Origin of the sequence: Plantibacter sp. CFBP 8804 (assembly GCF_014841225.1) — a bacterium.
GTDB classification, from domain to species: domain Bacteria; phylum Actinomycetota; class Actinomycetes; order Actinomycetales; family Microbacteriaceae; genus Plantibacter; species Plantibacter auratus.
This window is the reverse complement of sequence record NZ_JACYTU010000003.1, coordinates 246,952-273,305: the sequence shown is the minus strand read 5'-3', so window position 1 is coordinate 273,305 and position 26,354 is coordinate 246,952. Positions and strand designations below refer to the sequence as shown.

General features: G+C 70.2%; 28 protein-coding genes and 1 pseudogene. 16 read left to right on the top strand and 13 right to left on the bottom strand.

Annotated elements, in window-relative coordinates; genetic code table 11:
* The first annotated feature begins 53 nt into the window (after positions 1 to 53).
* Positions 54 to 1,634 carry a DHA2 family efflux MFS transporter permease subunit gene (locus IFU11_RS09380; protein ID WP_192018769.1) on the top strand — a complete coding sequence of 527 codons (1,581 nt, stop codon included), beginning with the start codon at positions 54 to 56 and terminating at the stop codon, positions 1,632 to 1,634.
* Between the two features lie 30 nt (positions 1,635 to 1,664).
* On the opposite strand, the gene IFU11_RS09375 is transcribed toward IFU11_RS09380, so the two are convergent.
* From IFU11_RS09375 to purD, 3 genes are read right to left on the bottom strand one after another with little or no spacing between them, the layout of a single operon-like run.
* Positions 1,665 to 2,162, bottom strand: coding sequence for a 2'-5' RNA ligase family protein (locus IFU11_RS09375; protein ID WP_192004537.1), 498 nt, complete (start codon positions 2,160 to 2,162; stop codon positions 1,665 to 1,667).
* A 3-nt stretch (positions 2,163 to 2,165) separates the two neighbouring features.
* Positions 2,166 to 3,044, bottom strand: coding sequence for an alpha/beta fold hydrolase (locus tag IFU11_RS09370; protein WP_192018768.1), 879 nt, complete (start codon positions 3,042 to 3,044; stop codon positions 2,166 to 2,168).
* Between the two features lie 11 nt (positions 3,045 to 3,055).
* The gene (gene purD, locus IFU11_RS09365; RefSeq protein WP_192018767.1) at positions 3,056 to 4,321 is read right to left on the bottom strand and encodes a phosphoribosylamine--glycine ligase; all 1,266 of its coding nucleotides are present in this window, start codon (positions 4,319 to 4,321) and stop codon (positions 3,056 to 3,058) included.
* 38 nt (positions 4,322 to 4,359) lie between these two features.
* Here purD and IFU11_RS09360 point away from each other — a divergent pair, with 38 nt between their 5' ends.
* The 3 genes from IFU11_RS09360 to IFU11_RS09350 all read left to right on the top strand — a co-directional run bounded on the left by IFU11_RS09360 (position 4,360) and on the right by IFU11_RS09350 (position 6,843).
* Complete coding sequence (locus IFU11_RS09360; protein ID WP_064294203.1) at positions 4,360 to 4,725, top strand: sterol carrier family protein; 366 nt, start codon at positions 4,360 to 4,362, stop codon at positions 4,723 to 4,725.
* A 21-nt stretch (positions 4,726 to 4,746) separates the two neighbouring features.
* Positions 4,747 to 5,748, top strand: a complete 1,002-nt coding sequence (locus IFU11_RS09355; RefSeq protein ID WP_229940067.1) for a glycosyltransferase family 2 protein — start codon at positions 4,747 to 4,749, stop codon at positions 5,746 to 5,748.
* Positions 5,749 to 5,838: 90 nt separating this feature from the next.
* Positions 5,839 to 6,843, top strand: a complete 1,005-nt coding sequence (locus IFU11_RS09350) for an NAD-dependent epimerase/dehydratase family protein (protein ID WP_137242320.1) — start codon at positions 5,839 to 5,841, stop codon at positions 6,841 to 6,843.
* 6 nt (positions 6,844 to 6,849) lie between these two features.
* Here the strand turns inward: IFU11_RS09350 and zapE are convergent, their stop codons facing one another.
* Entirely contained in the window at positions 6,850 to 7,995 is a 1,146-nt protein-coding gene (gene zapE / locus IFU11_RS09345; protein WP_192018766.1) for an AFG1/ZapE family ATPase, read from the bottom strand.
* Positions 7,996 to 8,079: 84 nt separating this feature from the next.
* On the opposite strand from zapE, the gene IFU11_RS09340 reads away from it, so the two are divergent.
* From IFU11_RS09340 to purF, 3 genes and pseudogenes are all read left to right on the top strand, one after another.
* Positions 8,080 to 8,559, top strand: coding sequence for a DUF2273 domain-containing protein (locus IFU11_RS09340; protein ID WP_192018765.1), 480 nt, complete (start codon positions 8,080 to 8,082; stop codon positions 8,557 to 8,559).
* On the top strand, positions 8,556 to 9,668 hold the full coding sequence (purM, locus tag IFU11_RS09335; protein ID WP_192018764.1) for a phosphoribosylformylglycinamidine cyclo-ligase: 1,113 nt from the start codon (positions 8,556 to 8,558) through the stop codon (positions 9,666 to 9,668). The genes IFU11_RS09340 and purM overlap by 4 nt, the downstream gene beginning before the upstream one ends.
* Positions 9,669 to 9,739: 71 nt before the next feature.
* Positions 9,740 to 11,192, top strand: a pseudogene (purF, locus tag IFU11_RS09330) (amidophosphoribosyltransferase); the annotation flags it as partial.
* Positions 11,193 to 11,195: 3 nt separating this feature from the next.
* Here purF and IFU11_RS09325 read toward each other — a convergent pair.
* Both IFU11_RS09325 and IFU11_RS09320 read right to left on the bottom strand, forming a co-directional pair.
* Positions 11,196 to 12,365, bottom strand: coding sequence for a 2TM domain-containing protein (locus tag IFU11_RS09325; RefSeq protein WP_192018763.1), 1,170 nt, complete (start codon positions 12,363 to 12,365; stop codon positions 11,196 to 11,198).
* 134 nt (positions 12,366 to 12,499) lie between these two features.
* Positions 12,500 to 12,715 carry a DUF3073 domain-containing protein gene (locus IFU11_RS09320; RefSeq protein ID WP_064294210.1) on the bottom strand — a complete coding sequence of 72 codons (216 nt, stop codon included), beginning with the start codon at positions 12,713 to 12,715 and terminating at the stop codon, positions 12,500 to 12,502.
* Positions 12,716 to 12,922: 207 nt separating this feature from the next.
* Here IFU11_RS09320 and IFU11_RS09315 point away from each other — a divergent pair, with 207 nt between their 5' ends.
* Genes IFU11_RS09315 through crcB form a run of 4 tightly spaced genes read left to right on the top strand, consistent with a single transcriptional unit; the run spans position 12,923 to position 14,844 of the window.
* Positions 12,923 to 13,507: an HhH-GPD-type base excision DNA repair protein gene (locus IFU11_RS09315; RefSeq protein ID WP_064294211.1), complete on the top strand. Its 585-nt coding sequence runs from the start codon at positions 12,923 to 12,925 to the stop codon at positions 13,505 to 13,507.
* A 4-nt stretch (positions 13,508 to 13,511) separates the two neighbouring features.
* Positions 13,512 to 14,036 (top strand): universal stress protein, encoded by a 525-nt coding sequence (locus tag IFU11_RS09310; protein WP_192018762.1) that lies wholly within the window; start codon positions 13,512 to 13,514, stop codon positions 14,034 to 14,036.
* A gap of 53 nt (positions 14,037 to 14,089) precedes the next feature.
* Positions 14,090 to 14,467, top strand: a complete 378-nt coding sequence (locus tag IFU11_RS09305) for a fluoride efflux transporter FluC (protein WP_192018841.1) — start codon at positions 14,090 to 14,092, stop codon at positions 14,465 to 14,467.
* The gene (crcB, locus tag IFU11_RS09300) at positions 14,464 to 14,844 is read left to right on the top strand and encodes a fluoride efflux transporter CrcB (protein ID WP_192018761.1); all 381 of its coding nucleotides are present in this window, start codon (positions 14,464 to 14,466) and stop codon (positions 14,842 to 14,844) included. The genes IFU11_RS09305 and crcB overlap by 4 nt, the downstream gene beginning before the upstream one ends.
* 69 nt (positions 14,845 to 14,913) lie before the next feature.
* Here crcB and IFU11_RS09295 read toward each other — a convergent pair whose 3' ends face one another.
* Both IFU11_RS09295 and IFU11_RS09290 read right to left on the bottom strand, forming a co-directional pair.
* Positions 14,914 to 15,204, bottom strand: a complete 291-nt coding sequence (locus IFU11_RS09295; protein ID WP_079001460.1) for a hypothetical protein — start codon at positions 15,202 to 15,204, stop codon at positions 14,914 to 14,916.
* A 59-nt stretch (positions 15,205 to 15,263) separates the two neighbouring features.
* Positions 15,264 to 17,267 (bottom strand): APC family permease, encoded by a 2,004-nt coding sequence (locus tag IFU11_RS09290; RefSeq protein ID WP_085511822.1) that lies wholly within the window; start codon positions 17,265 to 17,267, stop codon positions 15,264 to 15,266.
* 261 nt (positions 17,268 to 17,528) lie between these two features.
* Here IFU11_RS09290 and IFU11_RS09285 point away from each other — a divergent pair, with 261 nt between their 5' ends.
* Both IFU11_RS09285 and IFU11_RS09280 read left to right on the top strand, forming a co-directional pair.
* Positions 17,529 to 18,035 (top strand): septum formation family protein, encoded by a 507-nt coding sequence (locus IFU11_RS09285; RefSeq protein WP_229940073.1) that lies wholly within the window; start codon positions 17,529 to 17,531, stop codon positions 18,033 to 18,035.
* A 182-nt stretch (positions 18,036 to 18,217) separates the two neighbouring features.
* Complete coding sequence (locus IFU11_RS09280) at positions 18,218 to 18,727, top strand: septum formation family protein (RefSeq protein ID WP_191940500.1); 510 nt, start codon at positions 18,218 to 18,220, stop codon at positions 18,725 to 18,727.
* 59 nt (positions 18,728 to 18,786) lie between these two features.
* Here IFU11_RS09280 and IFU11_RS09275 read toward each other — a convergent pair whose 3' ends face one another.
* The 3 genes from IFU11_RS09275 to IFU11_RS09265 form a co-directional block, all read right to left on the bottom strand.
* Positions 18,787 to 19,419 (bottom strand): PadR family transcriptional regulator, encoded by a 633-nt coding sequence (locus IFU11_RS09275; RefSeq protein WP_086474617.1) that lies wholly within the window; start codon positions 19,417 to 19,419, stop codon positions 18,787 to 18,789.
* Positions 19,416 to 20,273: a DUF4097 family beta strand repeat-containing protein gene (locus IFU11_RS09270; protein WP_192018760.1), complete on the bottom strand. Its 858-nt coding sequence runs from the start codon at positions 20,271 to 20,273 to the stop codon at positions 19,416 to 19,418. Before IFU11_RS09270 ends, IFU11_RS09275 begins: the two co-directional genes overlap by 4 nt.
* Positions 20,274 to 20,443: 170 nt before the next feature.
* Entirely contained in the window at positions 20,444 to 21,058 is a 615-nt protein-coding gene (locus IFU11_RS09265) for a hypothetical protein (RefSeq protein WP_192018759.1), read from the bottom strand.
* A 205-nt stretch (positions 21,059 to 21,263) separates the two neighbouring features.
* Between IFU11_RS09265 and IFU11_RS09260 the strand changes: the two genes are divergently transcribed.
* From IFU11_RS09260 to IFU11_RS09250, 3 genes are read left to right on the top strand one after another with little or no spacing between them, the layout of a single operon-like run.
* Positions 21,264 to 21,539: a hypothetical protein gene (locus IFU11_RS09260; protein ID WP_192018758.1), complete on the top strand. Its 276-nt coding sequence runs from the start codon at positions 21,264 to 21,266 to the stop codon at positions 21,537 to 21,539.
* The gene (locus IFU11_RS09255) at positions 21,536 to 21,931 is read left to right on the top strand and encodes a hypothetical protein (protein WP_192018757.1); all 396 of its coding nucleotides are present in this window, start codon (positions 21,536 to 21,538) and stop codon (positions 21,929 to 21,931) included. Before IFU11_RS09260 ends, IFU11_RS09255 begins: the two co-directional genes overlap by 4 nt.
* On the top strand, positions 21,928 to 23,580 hold the full coding sequence (locus tag IFU11_RS09250) for a hypothetical protein (protein ID WP_192018756.1): 1,653 nt from the start codon (positions 21,928 to 21,930) through the stop codon (positions 23,578 to 23,580). Before IFU11_RS09255 ends, IFU11_RS09250 begins: the two co-directional genes overlap by 4 nt.
* Before the next feature lie 228 nt (positions 23,581 to 23,808).
* Here IFU11_RS09250 and IFU11_RS09245 read toward each other — a convergent pair whose 3' ends face one another.
* Positions 23,809 to 24,516, bottom strand: coding sequence for a response regulator (locus IFU11_RS09245; RefSeq protein ID WP_064294223.1), 708 nt, complete (start codon positions 24,514 to 24,516; stop codon positions 23,809 to 23,811).
* Positions 24,513 to 26,171, bottom strand: a complete 1,659-nt coding sequence (locus tag IFU11_RS09240) for an ATP-binding protein (RefSeq protein WP_192018755.1) — start codon at positions 26,169 to 26,171, stop codon at positions 24,513 to 24,515. The genes IFU11_RS09245 and IFU11_RS09240 overlap by 4 nt, the downstream gene beginning before the upstream one ends.
* Positions 26,172 to 26,354 lie beyond the last annotated feature (183 nt).

Here is a 26,354-nt window from a genome sequence, read left to right as displayed (position 1 = left end):
CGCTCAGCCTCGCGTCCCGAACGCGAATCGTCCTCCATGCAGAAAGGGACCTCATGTCCACCACCCCGTCCACGCCGCCCCAGGGCGCCGCAGGCACGACGCCCGGGGCCGTGCGCCCCTGGCCTGCGCTCTGGTCGCTCGTCATCGGATTCTTCATGATCCTCATCGACACGACCATCGTGTCCGTGGCCAACCCCGCGATCATGCGCGGCCTCGACACCGGCATCAACAACGTCATCTGGGTGACGAGCGCCTACCTGCTCGCCTACGCCGTGCCGCTGCTCATCACCGGCCGCCTCGGCGACCGCTTCGGCCCGAAGAACCTCTACCTCATCGGCCTCGTCGTCTTCACGCTCGCCTCACTCTGGTGCGGCCTGTCGGGCTCCATCGAGATGCTCATCGTCGCCCGCGTCGTGCAGGGTCTCGGCGCCGCGCTCATGACCCCGCAGACGATGGCCGTCATCACCCGCATCTTCCCGCCGGACCGCCGCGGTGCGGCCATGGGCCTCTGGGGAGCGACCGCTGGTGTCGCGACACTCGTCGGCCCGATCCTCGGTGGGGTGCTCGTCGACGGCTTCGGGTGGGAGTGGATCTTCTTCATCAACGTGCCCGTCGGTGTCATCGGCTTCATCATGGTCTGGCGGAACGTCCCCGCGCTCGCCACGCATCCGCACAAGTTCGACGTGCTCGGGGTCGTCCTGAGCGGGCTCGGGATGTTCCTCCTCGTGTTCGGCATCCAGGAGGGCCAGAGCTACGACTGGGGTACGATCACCGGTCCGATCACCGTGTGGAGTCTCATCATCGCCGGTGTCGTCGTCCTCGGCCTGTTCGTCCTGTGGCAGGCCGTCATGAAGGGTGAGCCGCTGCTCCCGCTGGCGCTGTTCCGCGACCGCAACTTCTCGGTCGGCAACCTCGCGATCTCGACGATCGGGTTCACGATAACGAGCATGTCGCTGCCGCTCGTCTTCTTCTACCAGACCGTCCGCGGCTTGACCCCGACGCAGTCCGCGCTCATGCTCGTGCCGATGGCCGTGCTCTCCGCCGGGCTCGCGCCCGTGGTCGGGCGGGCGATCGACCGCGTGAACCCGAAGTGGTTCGCCCTCGCGGGGCTCCTCCTGCTGGCCCTCGCGCTCGGCTGGTACTCGATCCTGCTCACGCCCGAGCAGCCGATCCTCATGCTGCTCCTCCCGAGTGCCGTCCTCGGCCTCGCCAACGGCTTCATGTGGGGCCCGGTCTCCAACCTCACCACTCGGGGCCTCCCGCAGCACCAGGCCGGCGCCGGCTCAGGCGTGTTCAACACGACGCGTCAGATCGGAGCCGTCCTCGGCAGCGCGGCCATCGCCGCGCTCATCCAGGGACGCCTCGCGGCCGAGCTGCCCGCGGCACCTGGTGGTGCTGCCGGCGGCGTGAGCGAGGTGACGGGTGGTGAGCTGCCGGAGTTCCTGCACGCCGGGTTCACCACCGCCATGGCCCAGTCGTTGCTCCTTCCGGCCGGCCTCGCGCTCGTGGGCGCGGTCGTGGTCCTGTTCTTCCAGAAGCCGAAGGCGGCCGCCTGGTCGACCCCGGAGACCCAGCACGGACAGGCCGCCGCGGTCGCCGCAGCTGCCGCCACCGCCCGGGCCGAAGCCGAGTAGCGGCTCAACCGACACGGCGGCACGGGACGGTCACGGGCCGAGGAGGTCCGTGACCGTCCTGGTGTCGCCGTTCCAGAACCGGAGCCCGGTGACGAGCCCGGACGGGAGGTCGCCGAGCGACCGGAGCCCGTCGAGTGCCGCCGCGGTCTGTTCGCCGGCGACGCGTCGGGAGAGTGTGACGTGGGGTGTCCAGGCGTCAGGCCGGGTGTGCTCGAACGAACCGGTGACGCCGCCGGCCACACGTCCGTGCAGCTCCAGCAGCTCGTGCGTGGGGATCACCGTGAGCGCGAGGACGGCGCCCGAGCGACGCGGGAACAACAGCGGAGCCCCGAGCCGGACGGCGAACGGCGCGAAGGCCGGCCGCCCGGTGAGCTCGAGGTCCTCGCCGGCCGACAGCGTGACGTGCGGACGGTTGCTCGCACCGCGATGCGTGGCGAGACTACTGATACCGAGGTCGAGGAGCGCTTGCCAGCGGTCGCGGACGGCGGCCTCGAGGGCCTCGTCGAACGTCAGATCGACGCTGCGCACCGGTCAGCCGATCGGGAAGAAGCCGTGGACGGCGGCGGCGAAGGATCGCGGCTGCTCCACCCAGGGGTAGTGTCCGCACCCGTCGAGCACGATGGCCTGGCCGAGCGGGAACCGCTTCGCGAGGTCGACGACGGGCGCGAGTCCCGTCAGGCCGTCCTCAGAGCCTGCGACCACGAGGACGGGAGCCGTCACGGTGCGCAGGGCGTCGCGGATGTCCTCGACCTCGTCGATCGTGGGCGTGTGCACGAACGCGTCCTGCGCGGCCGGGTGCCAGGCGCCCAGACGCTCGTGTTCGCGGGCGGTGTCGTCCCACTCGCCCCAGGCGATGGGCGCCACCGCCGGGAACAAGCGGTTCCCCGACGCGGAGTCCGGCGCCGCGAGCAGCGCGGGCAGCGCCTCGAGGAAGCCGGGGTACCAGTCCTCCGCCGCGTGCCGGGCGATGATCTCCGCGCTGTCGTCGTCCGTGTCGACGAGCCAGGTGGCGGGTGGCGTGATGAGGCACAGGCGGTCGAGCCGGTGCGGGTAGCGTGCGGCGTAGCTCACGGCGACGCGGGTACCGGCGGAGTGCCCGAGGAGTTCGAGACGGTCGACGTCCAACCAGCGACGCACGGCCTCGACGTCCTCGGCGAGTTCCGGCCAGCTCGCCGCAGCGGTCGACGATCCGCTCTCGGACCGTCCGACCCCGCGCTGGTGCAGCACGATGAGGCGACGCCTGGTGCTCAGGCCGCCGAGATCACCGAGGTAGACCGGGTGACGCGCCGGACCGCCGGCGAGGACGACGAGCGGCGGCAGGGCGTCGTCGCCGATCACGTCCACGTGCAGTCTGGTGCCGTCGTGACTCTTGACGACTGCCGACGACCCGGTTCCCGCTGCTGCGCTCATCCGGGCCGCGATCAGGAGACGCGTGCGGCGATGTCGGTGCGGTACTGACCGCCCTCGAGTTCGATGCGCGACAGCGCCTCGTACGCACGTCCGCGTGCCTCCGGGAACGTGGATCCGAGGGCCACGACGTTGAGGACGCGGCCGCCGGTGGCGACCAGGCCACCGTCGACGTCGGCCGTCGCGGCGTGGACGAGGTGGACCCCCTCGACGGCGACGGCGGCGTCGAGGCCGGTGATGCTCCGGCCGGTGACGGGCGTCTCGGGGTAGTTCTGGCTCGCGAGCACCACGGTCACCGCGCTCGCATCGGCGAACGCGGGTCGCGGCTGCTCGCCGAGCGTTCCGGTGGCCGAGCCGAGCAGGAGCGCCGACAGCGGGGTGACGAGCCGGGGGAGGACGACCTGCGTCTCCGGGTCGCCGAAGCGCGCGTTGAACTCGATCACGCGGATCCCGCGTTCGGTGAGGATGAGTCCGGCGTAGAGGAGGCCCTGGAACGGGTTGCCCTCCGACGCCAGCTGTCGCACGACGGGGACGGCGACCGTCTCGAGGACCTCGTCGACGAAGGCCGTCTCGCTGCCGAAGCGGTTGTCGAGCCAGGGCAGCGGGGAGTAGGCGCCCATGCCGCCCGTGTTCGGGCCGGCGTCGCCGTCGAGCAGTCGCTTGTAGTCCTGTGCGGGGGAGAGCGGGAGCACCGTCTCGCCGTCGGTGATGAAGAAGAGGGAGACCTCCTGGCCGTCGAGGAACTCCTCGACGAGGACGCCGCCGTAGCCGAGCCAGTTGGTGGCGTGCTGGATGGCCGCATCGCGGTCGTGGGTGACGAGGACGCCCTTGCCCGCCGCGAGGCCGTCGGCCTTGACGACGTACGGGGCACCGAAGTCGTCGAGCGCGGCGACCGCTGCGTCGAGGTCCTCGGCGCGGACCGCGCGACCGGTGGGCACGCCGGCTTCGTCCATGATCCGCTTCGCGAAGGACTTCGAGCCCTCGAGCGCGGCCGCCGAGCGGTTGGGGCCGAAGACCGGGATGCCGGCGGCGCGCAGCTTGTCGGCCACGCCGGCGACGAGCGGGGCCTCAGGCCCGATGACGACGAGGTCGACCGCTTCGTCCCGGGCGAAGTCGCGCACGATCGAGGGGTTCTCCTGGTCGATGCCGACCACGGTCACGTCGCCCGCGATGCCCGCGTTGCCGGGGGCGGCGATGATGTGGTGCCCGGCCTCTTCGGAGAGGAGAGCCTTGATGATGGCGTGCTCGCGAGCACCGGAACCGAGGACGAGGATCTTCACCCGTCTAGCTTAAGGCGCAATGGCCTAGCCTCGAATGCATGGCCAGACCCAGGATCACGGACGCCGTCGGTCGCGCTGCCCTGGAGCAGGCACTCGGGGACGCACCGGCGTCGCGCACGGACACGGCGACCGCGGTCCGCTACCTGTTGGAGCTCCTCGTCGAGCGGGCACCCGGCAACACCGTCGAAGTGCGGGTGCCGCCGTTCGGTGCGGTTCAGTGCATCGAGGGCCCCCGCCACACCCGCGGCACGCCACCGAACGTGATCGAGATGGACGCGCCGACCTGGCTCGCCCTCGCTTCCGGCCGCATCGACTGGACCACGGCGATGGCCGGCGGCACGGTGCACGCGTCCGGCCAGCGGGCGGACCTCACGGGCCTCGTGCCACTGCTGCTGCCGCGCTGACGTTCCGGGTACATTGGTGCGGTGACCTCTGACCTCGAAGCCCCAGCTGAGACGACGCTCGACGCGACGATCGTCATCCCCACCTACAACGGCGAGATGTACCTCGAACAGATCCTCTCGGCGATCGAGGGCCAGGACTACGACGGCACGTTCGAGACCCTCGTCATCGATTCCGGCTCCACCGACCGGACGCTCGACATCGTCGCCGCCCACCCCGACGTCCGGCTGCACGTCATCCCGAACAGCGAGTTCGGCCACGGCCGGACCCGCCAGCTCGCCGCGCGCCTCGCCAGGGGCAAGTACGTCGCCTACCTCACGCACGATGCGATCCCGGGCGACTCCCGCTGGTTGCACGAGCTGACCACGCCCTTGGACCCGGACGGCATGGACGTCGTCGCGGTCATGGGCAAGCAGATCGCCCGACCGACCTGCTTCCCGCTGATGAAGTACGAGATCCACGACGTCTTCCGCAACTTCGGGCCGGACTTCGGCACGACGGTGTTCGCGAACGACGGGTTCGCCGACGGGAACGGTGGGCTGCTCGACGCCCTCGGCTTCTACTCCGACGTCAACTCGGCCACGCGACGCGAGCTCCTGCTGGGCGACATCCCCTACCGCGACCTCCCGTACTCCGAGGACATGGCGTTCGGTGCCGACATCATCGCGGCCGGACTGCGGAAGGCCTACGCACCGCGGGGTTGGGTCATCCACTCCAACGACCTCACCCTCGACGAGTACCGCAAACGCATCTTCGACGAGACGACCGCGCTGCGCCGTATCGGCAAACCGATCGCGCGGCTCCGACGGTCGCGTCAGATCGGCTACACCGTCGTCGGTGCGATCCGCGACGCGAAGCGGATCGTCCGCGACAAGGAGTACGGCTGGAAGCGCCGGGCATACTGGTTCGTCATGAACCCCGCGTACCACGCGGCGAAGTGGAGCAGCTACTACGTGGCCTCCCGCGTCGACCTGAACGACGAGGCCGCCATGCGAGCCGGATCGCTGGAGCACAGCCGCAAGTAGTCCGCTGACGGCGCTCCGCTCCGGCGCGCTGCTCGCTGCTCCCAGCGAACCGGGGTGGTGCGCCGTCGCCTCCTGCGCTGTGATGGAGGCATGAGCACGAAACGGCTGTTGGTCCTGGGTGGGACGGAGTTCGTCGGGCGAGCAGTCGTCGACGAAGCGGTCGCCGCCGGCTGGGAGGTCACCGTCTTCCACCGCGGCACGAACCGCGCCGCGCCGTCGGACGCGGTCACCGTGCTGCACGGCGACCGGACGATGCCCGGTGGACTCGACGCGCTCCGGGTCGGGTCGTGGGACGTCGTCGTCGACACCTGGTCGTGGGCTCCGGTCGCCGTGCGTGACGCGGCCGCGCTGCTGGCCGACCGGGCCGGGAGCTACGTGTACGTCTCGAGCCGTTCGGTTTACGCCGACCCGCTCCCCGCCGGCGCGTCGGAGGATGCACCGGTCGTCGACGGGTCGGCGCATGACGACGGCTTCGCTGACTACGCCCGTGCCAAGCGCGGCGGTGAGCTGGCCGCCGTGCAGGCGTTCGGCGACCGTGCGGTCCTGGCGCGAGCCGGCCTCATCCTCGGCCCGCACGAGAACATCGGGCGACTGCCCTGGTGGCTGGCGCGGATCGCCGAGGGCGGCGAGGTGCTCGCTCCCGGCGCCGCTTCCGACCCCATCCAGTACATCGATGCGCGGGATCTCGCGGCCTTCCTCCTCACGGCCGGTTCGACGGGCGCGAGTGGTGCGTTCAACGTCGTGAGCGAGCCGCGGGCGACGACGTTGGGGGAGCTGCTCGACGCCTGCGTCGCCGCGACCGGGTCAGCTGCGACCCTCCGTTGGGTGGATCAGGAGCGGGTGCTCGCGGCCGGGATCCAGCCCTGGACCCAACTGCCCGTCTGGCTCCCCACCGGACCGGACGCCGACGCGATGCATCACGGTGACGTCTCGCGTGCGGTCGCGGCGGGTCTCCGTCGTCGTCCGCTCGCCGAGACCGTCGCCGACACCTGGGGTTGGCTGCAGGCTCTCGGTGGTGTGGCGCCGCAGCGTCCGGACCGGCCCGTCGTCGGGCTGGACCGCGCCGTCGAGCGGGCCGTGCTCGCCGGGAGCTGACGGCCGTCAGCGGATCTCGCGGAGGAGGGCGAGCCGGCTGCGCGTCCTCACCGCGTCGCGGGCGAACCCATCCGGTCCGAGGGCGGGATCGGTCATGAAGGTGTCCCGGTCGGTGGTGGCCACGACGTGGAGTTCGACGCCGAGATCGCACAGGGCGTCGACGAGGTGGACAAACCGGGCGCGCGCCTCCCGGGTGAGGGCGTGGGACTCGGGCAGGGCGTCGAGGACCCACCGGTCGTAGTCCGCCGCCCAGGCGAGGTAGTCGCCGACCGAGGTCGGACGCTCGATGAGTTCGGCGCTGGCGAACCAGAGGACGCCGTCGCGCGCGGCGGCTGCCTGGAACGTGTGGCCACTGATCGTCAGCGCCGTCGCCTCGCCTGGCCCCGGACGGTGGAGGCCGAGGACCGCGAGGTGGGCGTCCGCGGACTCGCCGGCGATGGACCAGCTGCCACGGGCGAAGCCGTCGCGGTGCCTGACCGGGGAGCTGCGACGGTGGTCGGTCGAGCCGGCGAGTTCGAGCACCTGCATGTTCGCCTCGATCAGGGCGATTCCGGGCTCGAAGATGTGGTGGTACCCCGGGTCCGGCAGCAGATCCTGCGGCGCGGAGTTCGAGCTCGTCAACAGGGTCACCTGTCGGGCGAAGAGCGCGTCGAGCAGCCGGATCATGAGCGCGCCGTCGCCGGGATCGTGCACCTGGAACTCGTCGAACAGCACGACGTCCACCTCGTCGAGCAGTTCGTCGACGGCTTGCTCGACCGCGTTCGTCACCGCTCCGGCCGCCGCGCGGGACCCGGCGCCCGGCTCGCCCGTCGCTCGAGCGGCGTCGGCGGCCTCCGTGCGGACCCGGTGGATCGCGGCGTGCAGCCCGCGGAAGAAGGAGTGGAAGTGGACGCGACGCCTCCGATGCGTCGGGAGCGCTGCGAAGAACGCGTCGAGGAGCCAGGTCTTGCCCCGCCCGGCCGCACCCCACAGGTACAGGTGCGCGGGTCGATCCTCGGCGATCCGGAGTGATGCCAGGCGCCTCGCCACCTCCAGCTGCTCCGGCTCGAGCGTGAACCCGGCGACGGCGGCGGCGGACTCGACCGCCGAGAGCAGGGTGTCGTCGGGAGGGATCGGAACGGGATCGGTCGTCTCGGTCCCCGTCGTGTCCACCGCTCGATCGTACCTGCCGGCACGTCGACCGCGGCCGTTCACCATCGGTTCACGATGCCCAGGATCGTGGGGGAGAATGGAGGCATGACAGACGCCACCGGGCAGCCAGCGCCGGAAGCTCAGCACCCATCCGAACCGACCGGCCCCGCGACGCCGACCGAGCCCGACACCGAGGTCGCGACCGTGTACTCCTCCGGTTCGGTCTCCGTGCGGCGGTCGCCCCGCTACTGGCGGTTCCTCGTCATCGGTGCCTTCGTGGGGATCATCGCCGCGCTCATCCTCACCTTCGCGTTCCCGGGGAGCGCCGACTACTCGCTCACCCAGGTGTTCGGCTTCCTCCTGCTCGTGTGCGTCGTCGTCTTCGGCGCGATCGCCCTCGTCATCGGTCTCCTCATCGACCGCTCCATGGCGCGACGGACGCGGATCGTCGCAGCGGATAGAGTTGACGTGCATCCAGCCGGGACCCCCGCGGCCGACGCGGAACCTGCCGGTTCCGTCAGTGCCGAGCCAGGTGAGTCCGGCCCCCCGAATCCACCCATCGCAGAAGGTTCAGGACGGTCATGACCTCATCCACCAGCTACCGGGAGGCCGGTGTCGACACGGCAGCCGGTGACCGCGCCGTCGAGCTCATGAAGGCCGCCGTCGCGAAGACGCACGGCCCGGAGGTCTTCGGCGGCTTCGGCGGGTTCGCCGGCCTGTTCGACGCCTCAGCGCTCACCGCCTTCCGTCGGCCCCTGCTCGCCACGTCGACCGACGGTGTCGGCACGAAGGTCGCGATCGCCCAGGCCATCGACAAGCACGACACCATCGGCCAGGACCTCGTCGGCATGGTCGTCGACGACATCGTCGTGGTCGGGGCGAAGCCGCTCTTCATGACCGACTACATCGCCTGCGGCAAGGTCCACCCGGAGCGCATCGCTTCGATCGTCTCGGGCATCGCCCAGGCCTGCTCCGACACCGGGACGGCGCTCATCGGCGGCGAGACGGCGGAGCACCCCGGACTCCTCGGGGTCGACGACTACGACGTCGCCGGCGCCTGCACCGGTGCGGTCGAGGCGGACGCCATCCTCGGTGAGCACCGCGTCGAGGACGGCGACGTCGTCCTCGCACTCGCGTCCTCGGGCCTGCACTCGAACGGCTTCTCCCTCGTGCGGCACATCCTCGCCCAGGCGGGCGTCGGCTACGCCGACCACAGCGACGAGCTCGGCACGACCTTCGGCGAGGCCCTCCTCGAGCCGACACGGCTCTACACCCTGCCCCTCCTGCGGCTGCTCGACGACCCGGCCTTCGCGGGCGGCGTCCACTCGCTCAGCCACGTCACCGGAGGCGGGATCGCCGCCAACCTCGCGCGCGTCCTGCCCAAGGGGTCCTGGGCCGAGGTCGACCGCTCCACCTGGAGCCCGTCGCCGGTGTTCCGGACGCTGAGCGAGCTGGCCGGATCCTCGCTCGAATCGAGCGAGGGCACCTGGAACCTGGGCGTCGGATTCTTCGCCGTCGTCTCGCCGGCGGTCGCCGACGGCGTCACGGCCGCCCTCGAGGCCGACGGGATCGCGACCTGGCAGGTCGGCACCGTGCACCTCGGCGACGCCGCCGCAGACCTCAGCGCGTTCGAACAGGGTGCCAAGGGGGTCGACGGCGGTGCCGTCCGCCTCGTCGGCGCCTACCGCGACTAGTCGCACCGATCCGGCCCACTGTTCCTCCGTTCCGCCACTCGCCCAGCACGAACCCCAAGGAGTCCCCACGCATGTGCGGCATCGTCGGCATCGTCTCAACCGAGCCTGCCAACCAGCAGGTCTACGACAGCCTCCTGCTCCTCCAGCACCGCGGTCAGGACTCCACCGGCATCGCCACCGCCGACGGCAGCACCTTCCACATGGTCAAGGCCAAGGGACAGGTGCGTGAAGCCTTCCGCACCCGCGACATGCGCTCGCTCCTCGGCAACATGGGCCTCGGCCACGTGCGCTACGCGACGAAGGGCGACGCCGCCAACGAGAGCGAGGCGCAGCCGTTCTACGTGAACGCGCCCTACGGCATCACGCTCATCCACAACGGCAACCTCACGAACACCCGCGAGCTCAGCAAGGACCTGTTCCACGTCGACCGCCGCCACGTGAACTCCACGAGCGACACCGAGCTGCTGCTCAACGTCCTCGCGACGGAGCTGCAGGGACAAATCAGCGGCCTCGACCTCGATCCCGACCAGGTGTTCAACGCCGTCGAGAACGTGCACGAGCGGGTCGAGGGCTCCTACGCGACGATCGCCCTCATCGCGGGTCACGGCCTGCTCGCCTTCCGCGACCCGTTCGGCATCCGCCCGCTCATCCTCGGCAAGCGCCAGACGGGCCTGGTCGGCAACGACTGGGTGGTCGCCTCGGAGTCGCTCGTCCTCGAAGCCGGCGGCTACGAGATCGTCCGCGAGATCGCCCCGGGCGAGGCCGTCTTCATCACCGCTTCGGGTGAGCTGTACTCGCGGCAGTGCGCGAAGAACCCGCGGCTCGTGCCGTGCTCCTTCGAGTACGTCTACCTCGCTCGCCCCGACTCCGTCATGAACGGCATCTCGGTCTACGAGGCCCGACTGCGTCTCGGCAACCGGCTCGCCGACACCATCGCCGAGTACACGCCGATGGGTGACATCGACGTCGTCATGCCGATCCCGGACTCCTCCCGCCCAGCGGCCATGCAGGTCGCCCAGAAGCTCGGCATCGAGTACCGCGAGGGCTTCTACAAGAACCGGTACGTGGGGCGCACCTTCATCATGCCGGGCCAGGCGCAGCGCAAGAAGAGCGTCCGTCAGAAGCTCAACGCGATGGGCTCGGAGTTCAAGGGCAAGAACATCCTCATCGTCGACGACTCGATCGTCCGCGGGACGACGTCGAAGGAGATCGTCGACATGGCGCGTCTCGCCGGTGCCAACAAGGTGACCTTCACCTCCGCCGCACCGCCGGTCCGCTACCCCCACGTGTACGGCATCAACATGCCGTCCCGCCAGGAGCTCGTCGCACACGGCAAGAAGATCCCCGACATCGCCCGCGAGCTGGGTGCCGACAACCTCATCTATCAGGAGGTCGCCGACATGAAGGCCGCCATCCTCGAGGGCTCGGGCATCAGCGACCTCGAGATGAGCTGCTTCACCGGCGAGTACGTCACCGGTACCGTCTCCGAGGAGTACCTCGAGTGGGTGGAGCGCTCACAGCTCTNTGCTACTCCGGCGTACCTGGCTGCTCGAGCGGCGCCGGCGCGGCCGCGGGGGCCGCCTTCGGCTTCGTCGTGCGCGGCTTCGCCGGTGCCTTCGCGGTGGCCGGCTTCGCTGCGGCGCCCGTCGTCTTCGTCGTCGGTGCCTTCGTGGCTGCGGCCTTCGGCGTCGTGGTCTTGGCTCCTGCGGCCTTCGGCGTCGTCGAACCGGTGGTGGCGCGCGTCGAACTCGTCTTGCGGACGGTGGTGCCCGCGGCCGTCGCCGCCGTGGTCGTCTTGGCGGCGGGCTTCCGGGCCGTCGTCGAACGCGCCGTCGTCGACCGGCTGGTCGAGGTGCGGGGCGCGCTCACGGCCGCGGCCGGTGCGGCGGCCGACACGGTCTCGTCGCGTCCGGTCTCGTCGCTCGCGAGGCGCGCCTCGGTCTCGTCGGCGGCGGCTGCGACGGTCTCGGCGTCGCCGGTGGACGTCGACTCCAGGACGATCGACTCGGCCGGTTCGGCGGACGTGTTCGGCGCGGCTGCGGCCTCGGGCGCGCGGTCGGTGCCGGAGAAGACCGCGGCGAACTGCTCGGTCGGGGTGGGCTCGGCGGCGCGCACCCAGTCCGAGGTGGGCTCCGCCGCAGGAGCCTCGGAGGCCGGAGCCTCGGCCGACGGGGCCTGGTAGGCGCCGTACTGCTGCGTGGCCTGGGCGCCCTGGGTCGGCTGCGTGCCGTAGCCGCCGGTCTGGCCACCCGCGTACTGCGAGGTGTCGTAGGCGGCCGTCTGTCCGTACTGTGCGGGGTCGTACACCGGCGCCTGGCCGGTCTGACCCGCCTGGTACGGGTGCTGCTCGTAACCGCTCTGACCGGCGTACGGTGCCTGCGCGTGGTTCGGCTGCGAGGCGGCCTCGCGAGCGGCAGCGCGCTGCTGCTGCTGGTTCACGAGGCGCGCGACTTCGGCGTCGATGGCGTCCTCGGTGATGTGCTTGGACGGACCGTAGGCGTCGAGTCCGACGAAGACCAGGGCGATGCCCATCACGAAGATCGGCCAGATCGGCCAGAAGTATCCCCAGGCACCGGTGAGGAGCCAGATGACGATCAGGAGGACGGAGACCGCACCCCAGACGGCGAGAAACTGCTTGAAATCGTGCTGCGCCTTCAGGCGCTTCTTGGCGGCAACGCGGAGTTCGTCGGTGTTCATCCGTCCAGGCTAGTCTCCGCCCAGCGAGAACTCCATTTGCCGACACTCGTCTGAGAGATCACCCAGCCGTGAGGTGCTGGAGCGACGGCGAACCGCCGATGCAGGCGCGCGCCGGAACGGTGGGAAGGGCGCGCCTACGCGCCCTTCGCCTCACCGTCGGCGTACTTCTCGGCGTATTCAGCCCACTTGGCGATCTCGTCGTCGTAGCTCTCGTCGACGCCCGTGCCCGGGTGGTCGACGGAGTGCCCCGTGAGCTCGCGCTCGAGCGCGTTGTAGTTCACGTCCGGGCTGAACGACTTGAGCTCACGAGCGATCTTCGTGTGCTTTGCCTTTTGACGGCCACGACCCATGCGAGACCCCCTCATGATTTTCTGACCGGCCGCGCTTGCGGGGCGTCCGGGGCTTTCGCCTACCAGGGAACGATAAAGACTAGCGTTGAGCTTACCATGCCGCCCGTGGACGGGGCGCTCGTACGGAGACGGTCTGCCGGGCACCGATGCCGACACCGCGACGGAACGGGGCTGGGCCAGGACGTCGAGTGGTGGGACGATGGACCCATGACCGGAACCCTGCACATCACCGGAGATGCGGACGCCGACCGCCTGTTGTCGACCGACCCGCTCGCCCTGCTCGTCGGCATGCTGCTCGATCAGCAGGTGCCGATGGAGACCGCGTTCGCCGGCCCGCTGAAGATCAGCGACCGCCTCGGTTCCTTCGACGCGGCCACGATCGCGCGGGAAGAACCCGAGGCGTTCGCCTCCCTCTTCAAGACGAGTCCCGCCGTGCACCGGTTCCCGGGTTCCATGGCCGGCCGGGTGCAGGGGCTCTGCGCCGCGATCGTCGACGACTGGGACGGCGACGCGGAGGCGATCTGGACGCGCGACGCGCCCGACGGCCCGGAGATCCTGAAGCGCCTGCTCGCCCTGCCGGGGTTCGGTGAGCAGAAGGCGAAGATCTTCCTCGCGCTCCTCGGCAAGCAGTACGGGCTCGACGCGGCCGACTGGCGGGAAGCGTCGGCGCCCTACGGCGAGGACGGCAGCCTCCGGTCCGTCGCCGACATCGTCGACCCGGAGTCGCTCGCGCAGGTGCGGGCGGCGAAGCAGGCGGCCAAGGCCGCCGCGAAGCGCGCGAAGGGGGAGTGACGACATGAGCGACGAGCAGCGGGCCACCGCGATCGTGGTCGGTGTCACGCCGGGGCAGCCCGACACCGTGCTCGTCGAGGCGGCGTCGTTCGCGCAGGCCTTCGCCTGCCGGCTCGTCCTCGCCCACGTCGATGCGAGCCGCTTCGTCGTGGTCGAGAACGTCGACGGCACGGTCACCTCGCTCCCGTTCGACGCCGATCTGCACGACTTCGACCCGGAGCCCGCCGATCCCGGCCTGGAGGCGACGGCGCACCGTCTCCTCGACGACACCGGCGTCGTGTGGGAGCTGACCCAGCTCGCCGGTGACCCGGCTCGTGCCCTCGGTCGACTCGCCGATTCGGTGTCCGCCCGGGCGATCATCGTCGGGACCCGGGAGCGGGGCCTCCGGAAGGGCATCCTCGAGTTCTTCAACGGTTCCGTCGCCGCGACGCTGGCCCATCGGCAGGCGCGTCCGGTGATCGTGGTCCCACTCGCGCCGAGCGCCACCGACGAACCACTCTGGGACGCCTCCGCCGGCGACCTGCGGTGACGGCCGCTCCGACGGGGACACGGGCTCCGCACCTCCAACCCGCCACGATCGCGATGGTCGCGCTCGGTGGCGCGATCGGGACGGGCGCCCGCGAGGCGATCTCCCTAGCGGTCCCGCCGATCGGTGGTGTCCCGGTGGCCATCCTCGGCATCAACGTCGTCGGCGCCTTCCTGCTCGGTCTCCTCCTCGAGTCGCTGCTCCGAAGCGGGCCCGACGTAGGCCGTCGACGCGATCTCCGCCTGTTCTTCGGCACCGGCGTCCTCGGCGGCTTCACGACGTACAGCGCGCTCGCGGCCGACAGCAGTGTCCTCCTCATCGAGGGGAGCGCGCTCGTGGGAGTGCTGTACGCGGTGGGGAGCGTCGTGCTGGGCGTCCTGGCGAGCTGGAGCGGCATCGTCCTCGCCCGACGGATCGGCGGTGGCCACTCGTGACGCCGTGGCTCTTCCTCGTGATCGCGGCGGCCGGCGGTGTCGGTGCCGCGGCCCGCTTCGTCGTCGACGGCCTGGTCCGCTCCCGCGTGGGTGGTGCGTACCCCTGGGGGACGACCGTCATCAACGTCAGCGGGTCGCTCCTGCTCGGCCTCGTCACGTCGCTGGCCCTCGGCGGGGTCGTCGACGAGGCGTGGCGGCTCGTCCTCGGGGGTGGCCTGCTCGGTGGGTACACGACGTTCAGCACCGCGAGCATCGAGACCGTCCGGCTGCTCCACGACGGACGTTCCCGGGCCGGATTGACGAACGCGTTGGGCATGCTCGTCGCGTCGGTCGTCGCAGCCCTGGTCGGCTACGGGCTCGGTTCGCTCCTCGCCTGACCGCCCGTTCGCCCAAATACGGGCGAATGAGCGTTCGTTCGCCCGAAGATGGGCGAACGAACACGGCGGCTATGCCTCGAAGCGGCGGTTGTGCCGGAGGTTCAGCACGATCGGGATCCCGAGGGCGACGACGAGCAGCAGGATGCTCCAGAAGCCGATCTCCGACCACAGCAGGAAGACGCCGAAGACGCCGAGTCCGCCCGACAGCCCGCGCAGGATGATCGTGAACTGCGGGAGTCGCTGCGGGCGGCCCTGCCACATCGGCAGCGGCGAGTCGGGGTTCGCGGCGATGAGACGGACCATCGACAGCGTCCCGAAGACGGCCGCGAGGAACAGCAGCGAGAGACCCCAGGTGAACATGTCCCCAGTCTGTCAGTCTGCGACAACTCCCTCACGCCGTCGCCGGAGCGCGTGGCCGATCAGGAGCGGGGCTGCCCCGTGTTGCGGTCGATGTGCGGCTTCCGCTCGATCGGCTTCTTGACGCGGACGATCTCGCCACGTCGTTCCTGGCCGGGCAGCGGCCGTGACCGACGTCCGTAGATGAGCTCCGAGGAGTCGAGCAGCCAGGGCACGAGGGCGACGGTCACGCCGTGGACGAGCATGATCTGGTTGCGGATCCGCGATGCCCGCCGGTTGTGGAGGAGGCTCTCCCACCAGTGCCCGACGATGTACTGCGGCATGTAGACCGTCACGACCTCGGCGCCGTGCTCAGCACGGTGCGCCTTGATGTACTTCGCGAGCGGCATCGCGAACTCGCGGTACGGCGACTCGAGGATGACGAGCGGCACGTGGATGTTCTGTTCGATCCACTGCTGCTCGAGCAGTTTCGTGGCCTCCGGATCGATCGACATGTGGACCGCTTCGAGGCTGTCGTGCTTGGCGGCGATCGCGTAGTCCAGCGCCTTGAGGATCGGCTTCTGCATCTTGCCGACGAGGACGATCGCGTGGTCGCCGGTCGCGCCGAAGGTCGTGGTCGGGTCGACTTCGACCTCCTTCTCGACGTCGCGGTAGTAGCGGTTCACGCCGAGCATGAGGACGAAGAGGATCGGCATGAGCACGAAGACGAGCCAGGCGCCGTGGGTGAACTTCGTGATCGTCACGACGATGAGGACGCTCGCGGTGAGCAGGGCGCCGAACGCGTTGATCGCGAGGCCGCGGTAGACGGAGCCGCGGTTGTCGCAGCCCTCCCGCAGCATCCGCAGCCAGTGCTTCACCATGCCTGTCTGGCCCAGCGTGAACGACACGAACACCCCGATGATGTACAGCTGGATGAGCTGGGTGAGGTTCGCCTGGTAGACGACGAGGATCGCGCACGCGGCGAGGCCCAGGATGATCATGCCGTTCGAGAACACGAGGCGGTCGCCACGGGTGTTGAGCGACTTGGGGGCGTAGGAGTCGCGCGCGAGGACGGCGCCGAGCAGCGGGAAGCCGTTGAACGCGGTGTTGGCCGCGAGGAGCAGGACGCACGCGGTCGCCGCCTGGATGAGGAAGAACGGGATGCTGTTCGCGCCGAAGACCGCGGTCGCGACCTGGGCCATGAGGCTCGGCTGCGGCGTCGTCGCGCAGTCCGCGAACCCTTCGAGGTGACAGGCGTTCTCGGCGTAGTGCACGCGTGAGATGAGGGCGAGCGCGGTGAGGCCGACGAACAGCACGATCGCGGTGCCGCCCATGAGGACCAGCGTCTTCTGGGCGTTCTTGATCTGCGGGCGGCGGAACGCCGGGACGCCGTTCGAGACGGCTTCGACACCGGTGAGTGCTGAACAACCGGAGGAGAAGGCGCGGAGGAGGAGCAGGATGAACGCCGCCTGGGTGAGGCTCTCGCCCTGCACGGTGAACTCGGCGCTCGACGCGACCGGGGCGTCGCCCATGAACGTGCGGGCGAGTCCGGCGACGATCATGACGAGCACGCTCGCGATGAAGAAGTAGGTGGGGATCGCGAAGGCCTTGCTCGACTCCCGCACGCCACGGAGGTTCACGGCCATGAGGACGAGGACGAATCCGACGGCCAGCTCGACGCGCCACGGGTTCAGCCCGGGGATCGCGGAGATGATGTTGTCGACGCCCGAGGCCACCGACACGGCGACCGTGAGGACGTAGTCCACCAGGAGAGCGGAGGCGACCACGAGGCCGGCCTTCTCGCCGAGGTTCCGGTGGGCGACCTCGTAGTCGCCACCACCCGACGGGTACGCCTTGATGAGCTGCCGGTAGCTCGCGACGACCACGACGAGCAGGATCACGACGCACGCCGCGACCCACGGCGCGAAGCTCAGGAAGGCGAGCCCGCCGAGCGTGAGGATCATGAGGAGTTCCTGCGGCGCGTACGCCACACTCGACAGTGCGTCGCTCGCGAAGATCGGCAGCGCGAGCCGTTTGGGGAGGAGCTGGCCCTCCAGGTTCTCGGTCGGCAGCGGGTCCCCGATCAACCAGCGTTTTGCCGATCGTGGTTCTGTCCCGGGCTCTCGACCCTCAGTTGTCACGAGCGGCGATATTACTCCTTCGGGAACCGGAGTCAAGCGGGGATGAGCTGGATGGACAGGCATCGTCACCCGACCGTGACGCAGTGTTCATCGAGCGGGGGAGTGGCGGACCAGGATGGTCGACCAATATCCTGATCGACGGCTGTTGCTTGGCTGTGAGCCCGGACAGTCGCTCGTGATCGACCACCCACCTCAAGGACCCTCATCGTGACCGCTCGCCGTCGTCTCCTCCCGCTCGCCCTCGCCGCCCTCGCCGCGGCCCTGACGCTCTCCGGTTGCAGTGTCGTGGAGGGCATCCTCCCGAAGCCAGCCGAGACCCGGGACGCGCAGTCCGGTGAGATCGTCGGTGGAGGCACGACGGACGTCTTCACCCTCTCGGTCGGCGACTGCCTGAACGACGAGTCGTCGTCCGACGAGGTCACGGAGGTGCCGACCGTGCCCTGTTCCGAGCCGCACCAGTACGAGGTGTACGGCGAGGTCACGCTGACCGGCGACGAGTGGCCCGGCGAGGAAGCCGTCACGCAGCAGGCCGACGACGGTTGCTACGCGCAGTTCCAGGCGTTCGTCGGGATCGTCTACGAGGACTCCAGCCTCGAGTTCAACTACTACACGCCGACCGAGGCCAGCTGGAACGGGGTGGACGACCGGCTCGTCACCTGCGTGATCTACGACTCCGCGGCGACCACGGGCTCGCTGGCCGGCGCGGCACGGTAGGTCGACCGCGCGCAGCACCGACGGGACCGCCCGACTCCAGAGTGGGGTCGGGTGGTCCCGTTTCTCGGCCCTGAATCCGGGGGCTACGCACAATTCATGACAACTCATATGTCATATACTGGATTGCTTCGGCCTGAGCGCTGCCGAGCGCCATTCACGTTCCCTCCGGACAAGGACCTCCCATGACCTCCCATCGCTTCCTCCCTGCCATCACCGTCTCCATGGCGGTCGCCGCAGTACTGACCCTCTCCGGCTGCAGTGCTATCGAGGGCATCCTCCCCAAGCCGGCGGAGACGCGCGACCCGCAGTCCGGAGAGATCCTCGAGGGCGGCGCGACCGACGTGTTCACCATCGCGGTCGGCGACTGCCTGGACGACTCGTCGACCGCCGACGAACTCACCGAAGTACCGACCGTGCCGTGCTCCGCGGATCACGACCTCGAGGTCTACGCCGACTTCGAGCTGGAGGGCGACGAATGGCCGGGCGACGAGGCCGTCACCTCGGAGGCGGACGCCGGGTGCCTGGCGCAGTTCGAGCGCTTCGTCGGTATCCCGTTCGAGGAGTCGGCACTCGACTACAGCTTCTACTGGCCGACCGAGGAGAGCTGGGACCAGCTGGATGATCGGCTCGTCAGCTGTCTGATCTTCGACACCGCGCCGACGGCCGGGTCGCTCTCCGGCGCCGCCCGCTGACGCGGCGACGACGACGTGCCCGCCTCCAGACGGGAAGGCGGGCACGTCGTCGTCGATCGTCAGGAGCCGCTGAGCCGCTCCCGCAGGCGGTCGCGGACGGCGACGAGGTCGGCACGCAGGGCCGACACGGTGTCGTCGTCGAGCGCGCCTCCACGGGCGACGTGCTCGCGGAGTTCGGCTCGGACCGCCTGGCGGAACTCGTTGATCGACACGTCGGTCTCGTGGAGCGCCAGGCGACCCTGCACCTTCTGATCGGCGCTCTCCTCGGCGGTCGACGTCCAGCTCGGACCGGGCTTCGCGGACTGCTTCGCCTCGCGCGCGGCTGAGGCGAGATCGGCCCGGAGGCTCTTCATAGCCGCCGTGACCCCGCTGCGGACCTCGTCGGCGATACGGCGGACGGAATCGGTGAGCTGGTCCTCGATGCCGTCGAGCTCGCCCGCCCGTGCTGCGAGCTCGGCCCGGCCCGCCTCGGTGATCTCGTAGACGGTCTTCCGGCCGTCACTCGTCTTCGTGACGAGTCCCTCCTCCTCGAGCTTCGCAAGGCGCGGGTAGATGGTGCCGGCGCTCGGGCTGTAGGTGCCGCCGCTCCGGTCGGTCAGTGCCTGGATGAGTTCGTAGCCGTGCTTCGGCGACTCGTCGAGCAGGCTCAGGAGGTACAGCCGCAGGCTGCCGTGGGCGAAGACGGGGCTCATGCGCCTGCCTCGCTCCCCGCGGTGGTGGCCGCGCTCGCGGGCTCGGCAGCCGGGCGGCGGAGGACGGTCACCGCGCCGCCGACGGTGTTCATGCGCACCTCGGCGAACTGTCCGGACAGGGCGCCGGTGTGCGAGTTGTACCCGCCACCGCGCAGTCCCTTGAGGACGACGCCGTCGATCGCCAGGCGGCCGCCGACCGAGTTCGCCGTGTAGCGTGCGGCGAGTTCCTCGTCGAGACGGACCGTGATCGCGCCGCTCACGGTGTTCAGGTCGAGCTGCTCGCACGCACCGTGGATGTCGAGGAGCAGGTCGGAGGAGACGCCGTCGATCGAGGCGCGCGTGATGTCGCCGGAGACGGTGACGTCGCCCGAGACCGTGTGCGCCTGGATGCGACCCGAGTGGTTCTGGACCGTGAGCTCGCCGCTCACGGAGTTGAGGTCGAGCCGTCCAGTCATCCGGTCGGCCACGAGGTCGCCGGACACCGTGTTGAGCTTGGCGTCTGCGGTGAGGCCTGCGACCAGTCCGCTGGCGCTGACGACGCCGAACGTCAGGGCGATGTCGCGGGGGACGAGGACGCTGACCTGGGCCGTGGCGCGATTGGCGCCGAAGTTCGAGAACACTTCGAGGAAGTTGTCCCAGCGCAGCTGCGGGTGGTCGATCTCGGCGACGTCGCCGTCGATGGTGATCTTGAGGTCCTTGCCGGTGACGGCCCCCACCTCGATGCGGGCGCCGGGTTCGTCGTGTCCGATGATGTCGACCTGGCCGCCGATGAGGCCGACCTTGAGTCGTCTCACGAGTTCGAGGTCGATGATGCGGCTCTCGCCGGGAGCGATGATCCACTTCTCCTGTGCCATGGTGCGGTTCCTTCCGAGTGATCGCGATATATCGCGTTGAACTGGAATTCACGATATATCGCGTCTCGGTGCGTGGCAACCCCCGGAACCTCCGGGATCACCCTGAGTCGACCCTGGGATCGGCGGCCGGACGGTCGTCGCGGCGCACGTCGGTCTGCAGCGGCGGAGGCTCAGTACCAGGGAGCGATGGCCAGGTCGTCGGGGACGGACCCCTCGTCGCTCGGTGGCCCACTGCCGTCGAGGCAACTGGATCCCGCCGGGACCTCCGAGTGCGCCGACCACGGGTCGTCGGCCTCCAAATGGAAGGGCACGTACCCGACGAGCTTCGAGGATGGAGGCCTCACCTCGGCCTCGAGCGCAGCGGTGAAGTCGTCGAACTCCTTCGTGGCGTACACCGTCGCGCCCTCCAACCCCGACGACGGATCCAGCTCGCAGGAGACGGCCACCGGTCGCCACCCTGCGTCGCGCAGCTGGGCCAACATGGCGGTGGCGGCAGGCCAGGCGGGTCCGCTCGCTCCTGGTTCCGCGGTCACGTCCGACGGCCAGAGGTCCTCGACCGTGATCGCCCCGCGTTGCACGCTGACGTTGGCAGAGGTGTCCGGAACCCGTGGCCCGGTGACGCTGCCGTCCGTGAAGAGCGGATCATCGGCCAACGCGGTGAGCCGGGCGTGGTCGGTCTCGTCGGCCACGACGGGTGTCGCCGACAGGCCGCATCCCGTACAAGCGAGCGCGGCAACGAGGATCGTCAGCGACACGGTCGCGAGGCGACGATGGATCTGCTGCATGACGGTTCCCTCCGCGGCGCCCGAGCGGACGCGTCACCCTCACCGTAACCGACACCCCGGCGTGCGCCACGTCCGACGCCCGACGGGTGATGGGGAGTGCTGCCCATCGTCTTCCGGAGCCGGCGGGGACAAGGTGGAACCATCGGATCAGGCGCCTCACCGGGATCGACCGGGCAGCGCGAACAGCACCGGAGAGCGGGGACCCATGAGTGGCACGATGCAGGTGGACGACGCGGGCCTGGCGGCGGTCGTACAAGCGGTGGGTGGCGCGGCCACGAGCGCGACGGGGATCTTCTCGACCTGCCTCGACACGTCGTTCCTCGACGAGCAGGTGGCTGCGAACGCCGCCGCCTTCGAGCTGACGTGGCGGACCGAGATGACGGAGGCGGGCAAGACGCTCGACGACTTCGCACGATGGATGCAGCACGTCGCGGACACCATGGCCGGCACGGACGCGGCCCTCGCCGAGGACGCCTCATGACCGCGCCGTCGCCGCAGGCTCCGCCACCCACGGCGGTCCCGTCCGATCGCCGTGACGCGGCCGAGCGGGCCGCGACCGGCGCACGGGTCGCGTCGCTCGCCGCGGAACTCCGCGGGGCCGGTGTCCCCGCCGGCGTCACCGAGCAGGTCGCGAGTGTGGTCCGCACGGCCGGTCTCGACGCCGTGATCGGCCTCGGTGCCGGCATGCTGACAGACGAGCAGGCGGGGGTCGTCCTGCTCGACGCCCTCATCGACGCGCGTCGTCGAGGAGCCGACAGCGCGGAGACCGCCGCCGAATTGCGCGGGGTCGCCAGGCTGCAGACCGTCGTGCTGCAGCTCCTCTCCGGACTCGCCACGACCACGCGCGCCGCCGGGACCGGGGACCGACCATGAACCTCTCCGACCTCCGCACCAAGAGCTCAGCCGAGATCGACGTGCTCGCCACCTTCATCGGCTCGCTGAGCGGTGACCCGATGAGCTTCATCACCTCGATCGGTTCGTTCGTCGAACGCGCGGTCGGGCTCATCCCCAGATCCTCCACGTTTGCGGACACCCCACCGCCGGGTGATCCGGCCACCATCGACGGGCTCGCGGAGCAGTACGAGAACGCTGCACTCGCCGCCGAGACGATCCAGACCACGCTCTCCACCGTCACCGCGTCGAGCCTGCCGGACGCCCTCGTCGGGGTGACCGGCGCGAGCGCGGCACAAGTCTTGGCGTCCGTCGACACCCTCGTCGACAGCGAGATCGAGGGGCTCCGGACCGGGGCCACCGGTCTGCGTGACTACGCGGACGCCATCACCGCGGCCCGCGCCGCCCACCATCCGGGTGCGGACACCATCCGCGACGGTCAGCGGACCATCGGGAACATCTCCGTGAACCCATGGGCGATGACGAACCCGATCACCGGAGCCGGAGAGGTCGCCGGTGTGCTCTCGGACCTCGTCCGCGGGGCCGGCCAGATCCTCGACGGAGTGTCCGTCTGCCACGACGCCTACGACGACGCATGGGCGGCCGGTGAGGCGCTGCAGCGGGCACTGTCGGACTCCGAGGGCTACGCCGTGCTCGCGGGCGTCGAGGTGCCCGTGGGTCAGACGCGGCTGGACGTCCTCGTCTCGCGGACGCAGTTCCCGAACGGCGACCCCGACGGTTCGGTCCTCTCCGAGACGGAATGGGCGAACTACGTCCAGAACTGGAACGCGATGAGCGACGACGAACGCGAACGCATCCTCGCGGCGATGGAGGAGTCCGGCGATCCCGCCGTCAGCGCCCTCCTCATGAGTGCGATCGCCACCGGCGCCGGCAGTTCCTCCGTGCTCGCCCTCGCCGACGCGATCAAGAACGCTCCGCCCGGCGAACGCCAGCGCATGATCGACGAGCTCACGAACCTCGGCGTCGGCGACAACGGTGACGCCACGGTGAACGGCGAGACCTTCGACCAGTACAACAACAAGACCTGCGGATCGACGACGCTCATCACCCTCGCCGCCCAGTCGGACCCGTTCCTCGCCTACTGGCTGCAGACCGGCGAGTTCCTCGACGGCCACGTGCCCGACTACCTCCGGAGACTCGACCTCGCCGACGCGGCCGGTCTGGACACCGAGGATCGGATGACGTTCCTGCAGCAGGCCGTCCAGGACCGTGCGAACGACCTGTTCCCCGGCCCGATCGACTACCCGAACGTCGCGGGCACGGCGCCCGGTGGCGCGGTCGACGAGTCGGACCGCACCGGTACCGACTACCACATCGACTGGACCAACGCCCTGGGTGGTGACTCGGGCCGAGGGGCGGCACTCACCGAGGCCGCGGCGGCGGCGAACGACGGGACGCCCGTCCCGCTCCTCGTCGGCCCGAGCGACAACACCATCCCGCAGCACTACGTGCTCATCATCGGCTTCCACGACGGCGACTACGAGATCTACGATCCGTCGACCGGCGAGACGAACTCCGTGGATGAGGACATCATGCTGAACGGCTCGGACGACCCGGTCACCGGCTTCGCGAACTGGAACCAGATCTACGCCGTCGTGAACCCGAGCTGACCCTTCGACAAGCTCAGGGACCGCGTGGGGTTGGTCGGGGATCGGAAGCAGGGGGTGGCTCGGGGACCAGGGGCTTCGGGATGGCTCGGGGACCGGGTGGGGTTACTCAGGGACCGGATGCCCGGGGCGGCTCGGGGACCGGAGGGGGGGTCGGGGACCGCGTGGGGTTGCTCGGGGACTGGAGGCAGGGGCGGCTCAGGGGCCGGGGCGGTGGAGAGCGACGTCCGCTCAGCGCCAGCGGTACTCGAGCTCCGGGCGCCCCGGGGTGCCGTAGCGCGGCGACCGCTCGACGGCGCCCGTCTCGGCGAGGTACTCGAGGTAGCGCCTGGCCGTCACCCGCGACAGGGACCCGGCGGCTGCCGCCTCGCTCGCGGAGAGCGGTCCGGCCGCCTGCCGGAGGAGGTCCGAGACCAGGCGGAGGGTGTCCTCCGAGAGGCCCTTCGCCAACTGCGGACGGGAGGACGGCGCTCGCAGCGTGGCGAGGGTGAGGTCCACCTCGTGCTGGCTCGCCACCGAGCCCTCCGCCGACATCGTGCGCCGGAAGGAGCGGTACGCCTCCAGCTTGTCGGCGAACGCGGGGAACGCGAACGGCTTGATGAGGTACTGGACAATGCCCGCCGAGACCGCCGCTCGGACGATCCGGAGATCACGGGCCGCGGTGATGGCGATGACGTCGACGTCGATACCCGCCGTCCGGATGCGTCGGCAGAGCTCGAGACCGTGCGCGTCCGGCAGGTTGAGGTCGAGCAGGACGAGGTCGATCCGGTCGTCGGGGGAGCGGTGGGCCGCAGCTGCCCGCAGCGCCTGCATCGCGGTGGCCGCATCGCCCGCCACGGCGGCGAGTTCGAAGCCCTCGACGCGGCGCAGGTAGGACGCGTGGGCCTGTTGGGCGATCGGTTCGTCCTCGACGACCAGGACCCGGATGCGCTCGCTCATGTGCCTGCCTCGTCCCGGACCCCGACCGCGGCCGGCAGCGTCACGACGAACGCCGAGGACGGCTCGCGGACGACCTCGATCGTGCCGCCGAGCCGTGTCACGGCCTGCTGGACCAACGCGAGACCGAACCCCCGGCCGTAGCGGCCGGGCTCCTTCGTCGACCAGCCGCGCACGAACGCGAGGTCGAGCGCCTCCGGGGGCAGGCCCGGTCCGCTGTCGGTCACCTGGATCACGAGCTCCGTCGTCTCGGCGTCGGCGGACCGCCCGGCGCCGAGTTCGTCCGGCAGCCCCTGCCCGAGGTAGACCTCCACCCAGGGGCGATCACCGGACGCCGCGTCGATCGCGTTGTCGATGAGGTTGCCGAGGATGGTGACGATCACGGCCGGGTCGACGCGCACGCGTCCGAGCGCCGGGTCGCTCTCGAGGTGCAGCTCGACCCCCTGCTCGGCCGCCTGCGCCGTCTTACCGAGCAGCAGCGCCGAGATCACCGGCTCCTGCTCCGCCGCAAGTACGCGGTCGGTCAACCGCTGACTCGCTCCGAGTCCCTGCGCCGCGAGGTCGAGCGCTTCCTCCCGCCGGTCGAGCTCGATGAGCGAGACGATCGTGTGCAGCCGGTTCGCGAACTCGTGGGTCTGCGAGCGCAGGGCGTCACTCATCGTCCGCATCGAGGCCAGCTCGCCGCTCAGGTGTTCGATCTCGGTGTGGTCGCGCAGCGTCATCACCCACCCACGCGGGTGCGGTCCCGCCGTCTCGCCCGGACCGACCGCCGACTCCTGGTTCACGACGAGCACGTGGTCGCGCGTGAGGTGGATCTCGTCGACGGCCTGGCGTCCGCTCGCGAGGAGCTCCCGTAGCCCCGCGTCGATCGGCAGCTCGTCGACCGGTACCGCTCCCGGGGAACGCTCGCCGAAGGGCAGCCCCAGCAGTTCGGCCGCCTGGTCGTTGACGAGCACGAGACGGCGGTGGCGGTCCACGAGGACGAGCCCCTCGCGTACGGAGTGGAGCACCGATTCGTAGTAGTCGAACATCCTGGCGAGGTCCTCCGGTCCGCGCGAACCGGTGACCCGAGCGAGGTAGCGGCGGAGCGTCCAGGAGCCGATCGCGCCGATGACGAGCACGAGCAGGGCCGTCCCGAGCAACCACGGCACCCGGGTCTCGAAGGTCTCGGACACGTTGCTGACCGTGACCCCCGCGGCGACGAGGGCGACGACCTCGCCGGCGTCGTCACGGATCGGTGCGACGGCGCGGACCGAGGGGCCGAGCGTGCCCGTGTACGTCTCGGTGAAGGTCCGTCCCTCGAGCGCCGGTCCGATCGTGCCGATGAACGGCTTGCCGATCTGGTCGCGCTCGCGGTGCGTGTACCGGGTGCGATCCGGAGCCATGATCGTCACGAAGTCGACGCCGGTGTCGCGCATGAGCGCCTCGGCGTAGGGCTGGAGCGCGTCCGACGGGCGATCCGAGCCGAGCTGCGCGACGACGTAAGGGTTGTCCGCGACGCCGTTCGCGACGTCGAGGCACTTCGCGACCGCGCGGTCCTCGGTCTCGGTGCGGGCCTGGAACCAGAGCAGGACGCCGGCGACGAGCGTCATCGCGACGACCGCGACGAGCTGCACGAGGAAGAGCCGCGAGGCGATGCTCCTGGACCGACCGGCCATCGCGTCACCTCCGTCTGCTCCGTCGCGTCGACCCCTCAAGTATCGGTGGTGACGACGGCCTCAGGCGTCGCCGACCGCGACCAGTACGACCACAAGCGGTCACTACGACCACAACCCGCTCGATCCGGCGGGGTGGTCGCAGCATGGGGCGATCGACCACCCGCTGCCGCACTGACGCGGCCG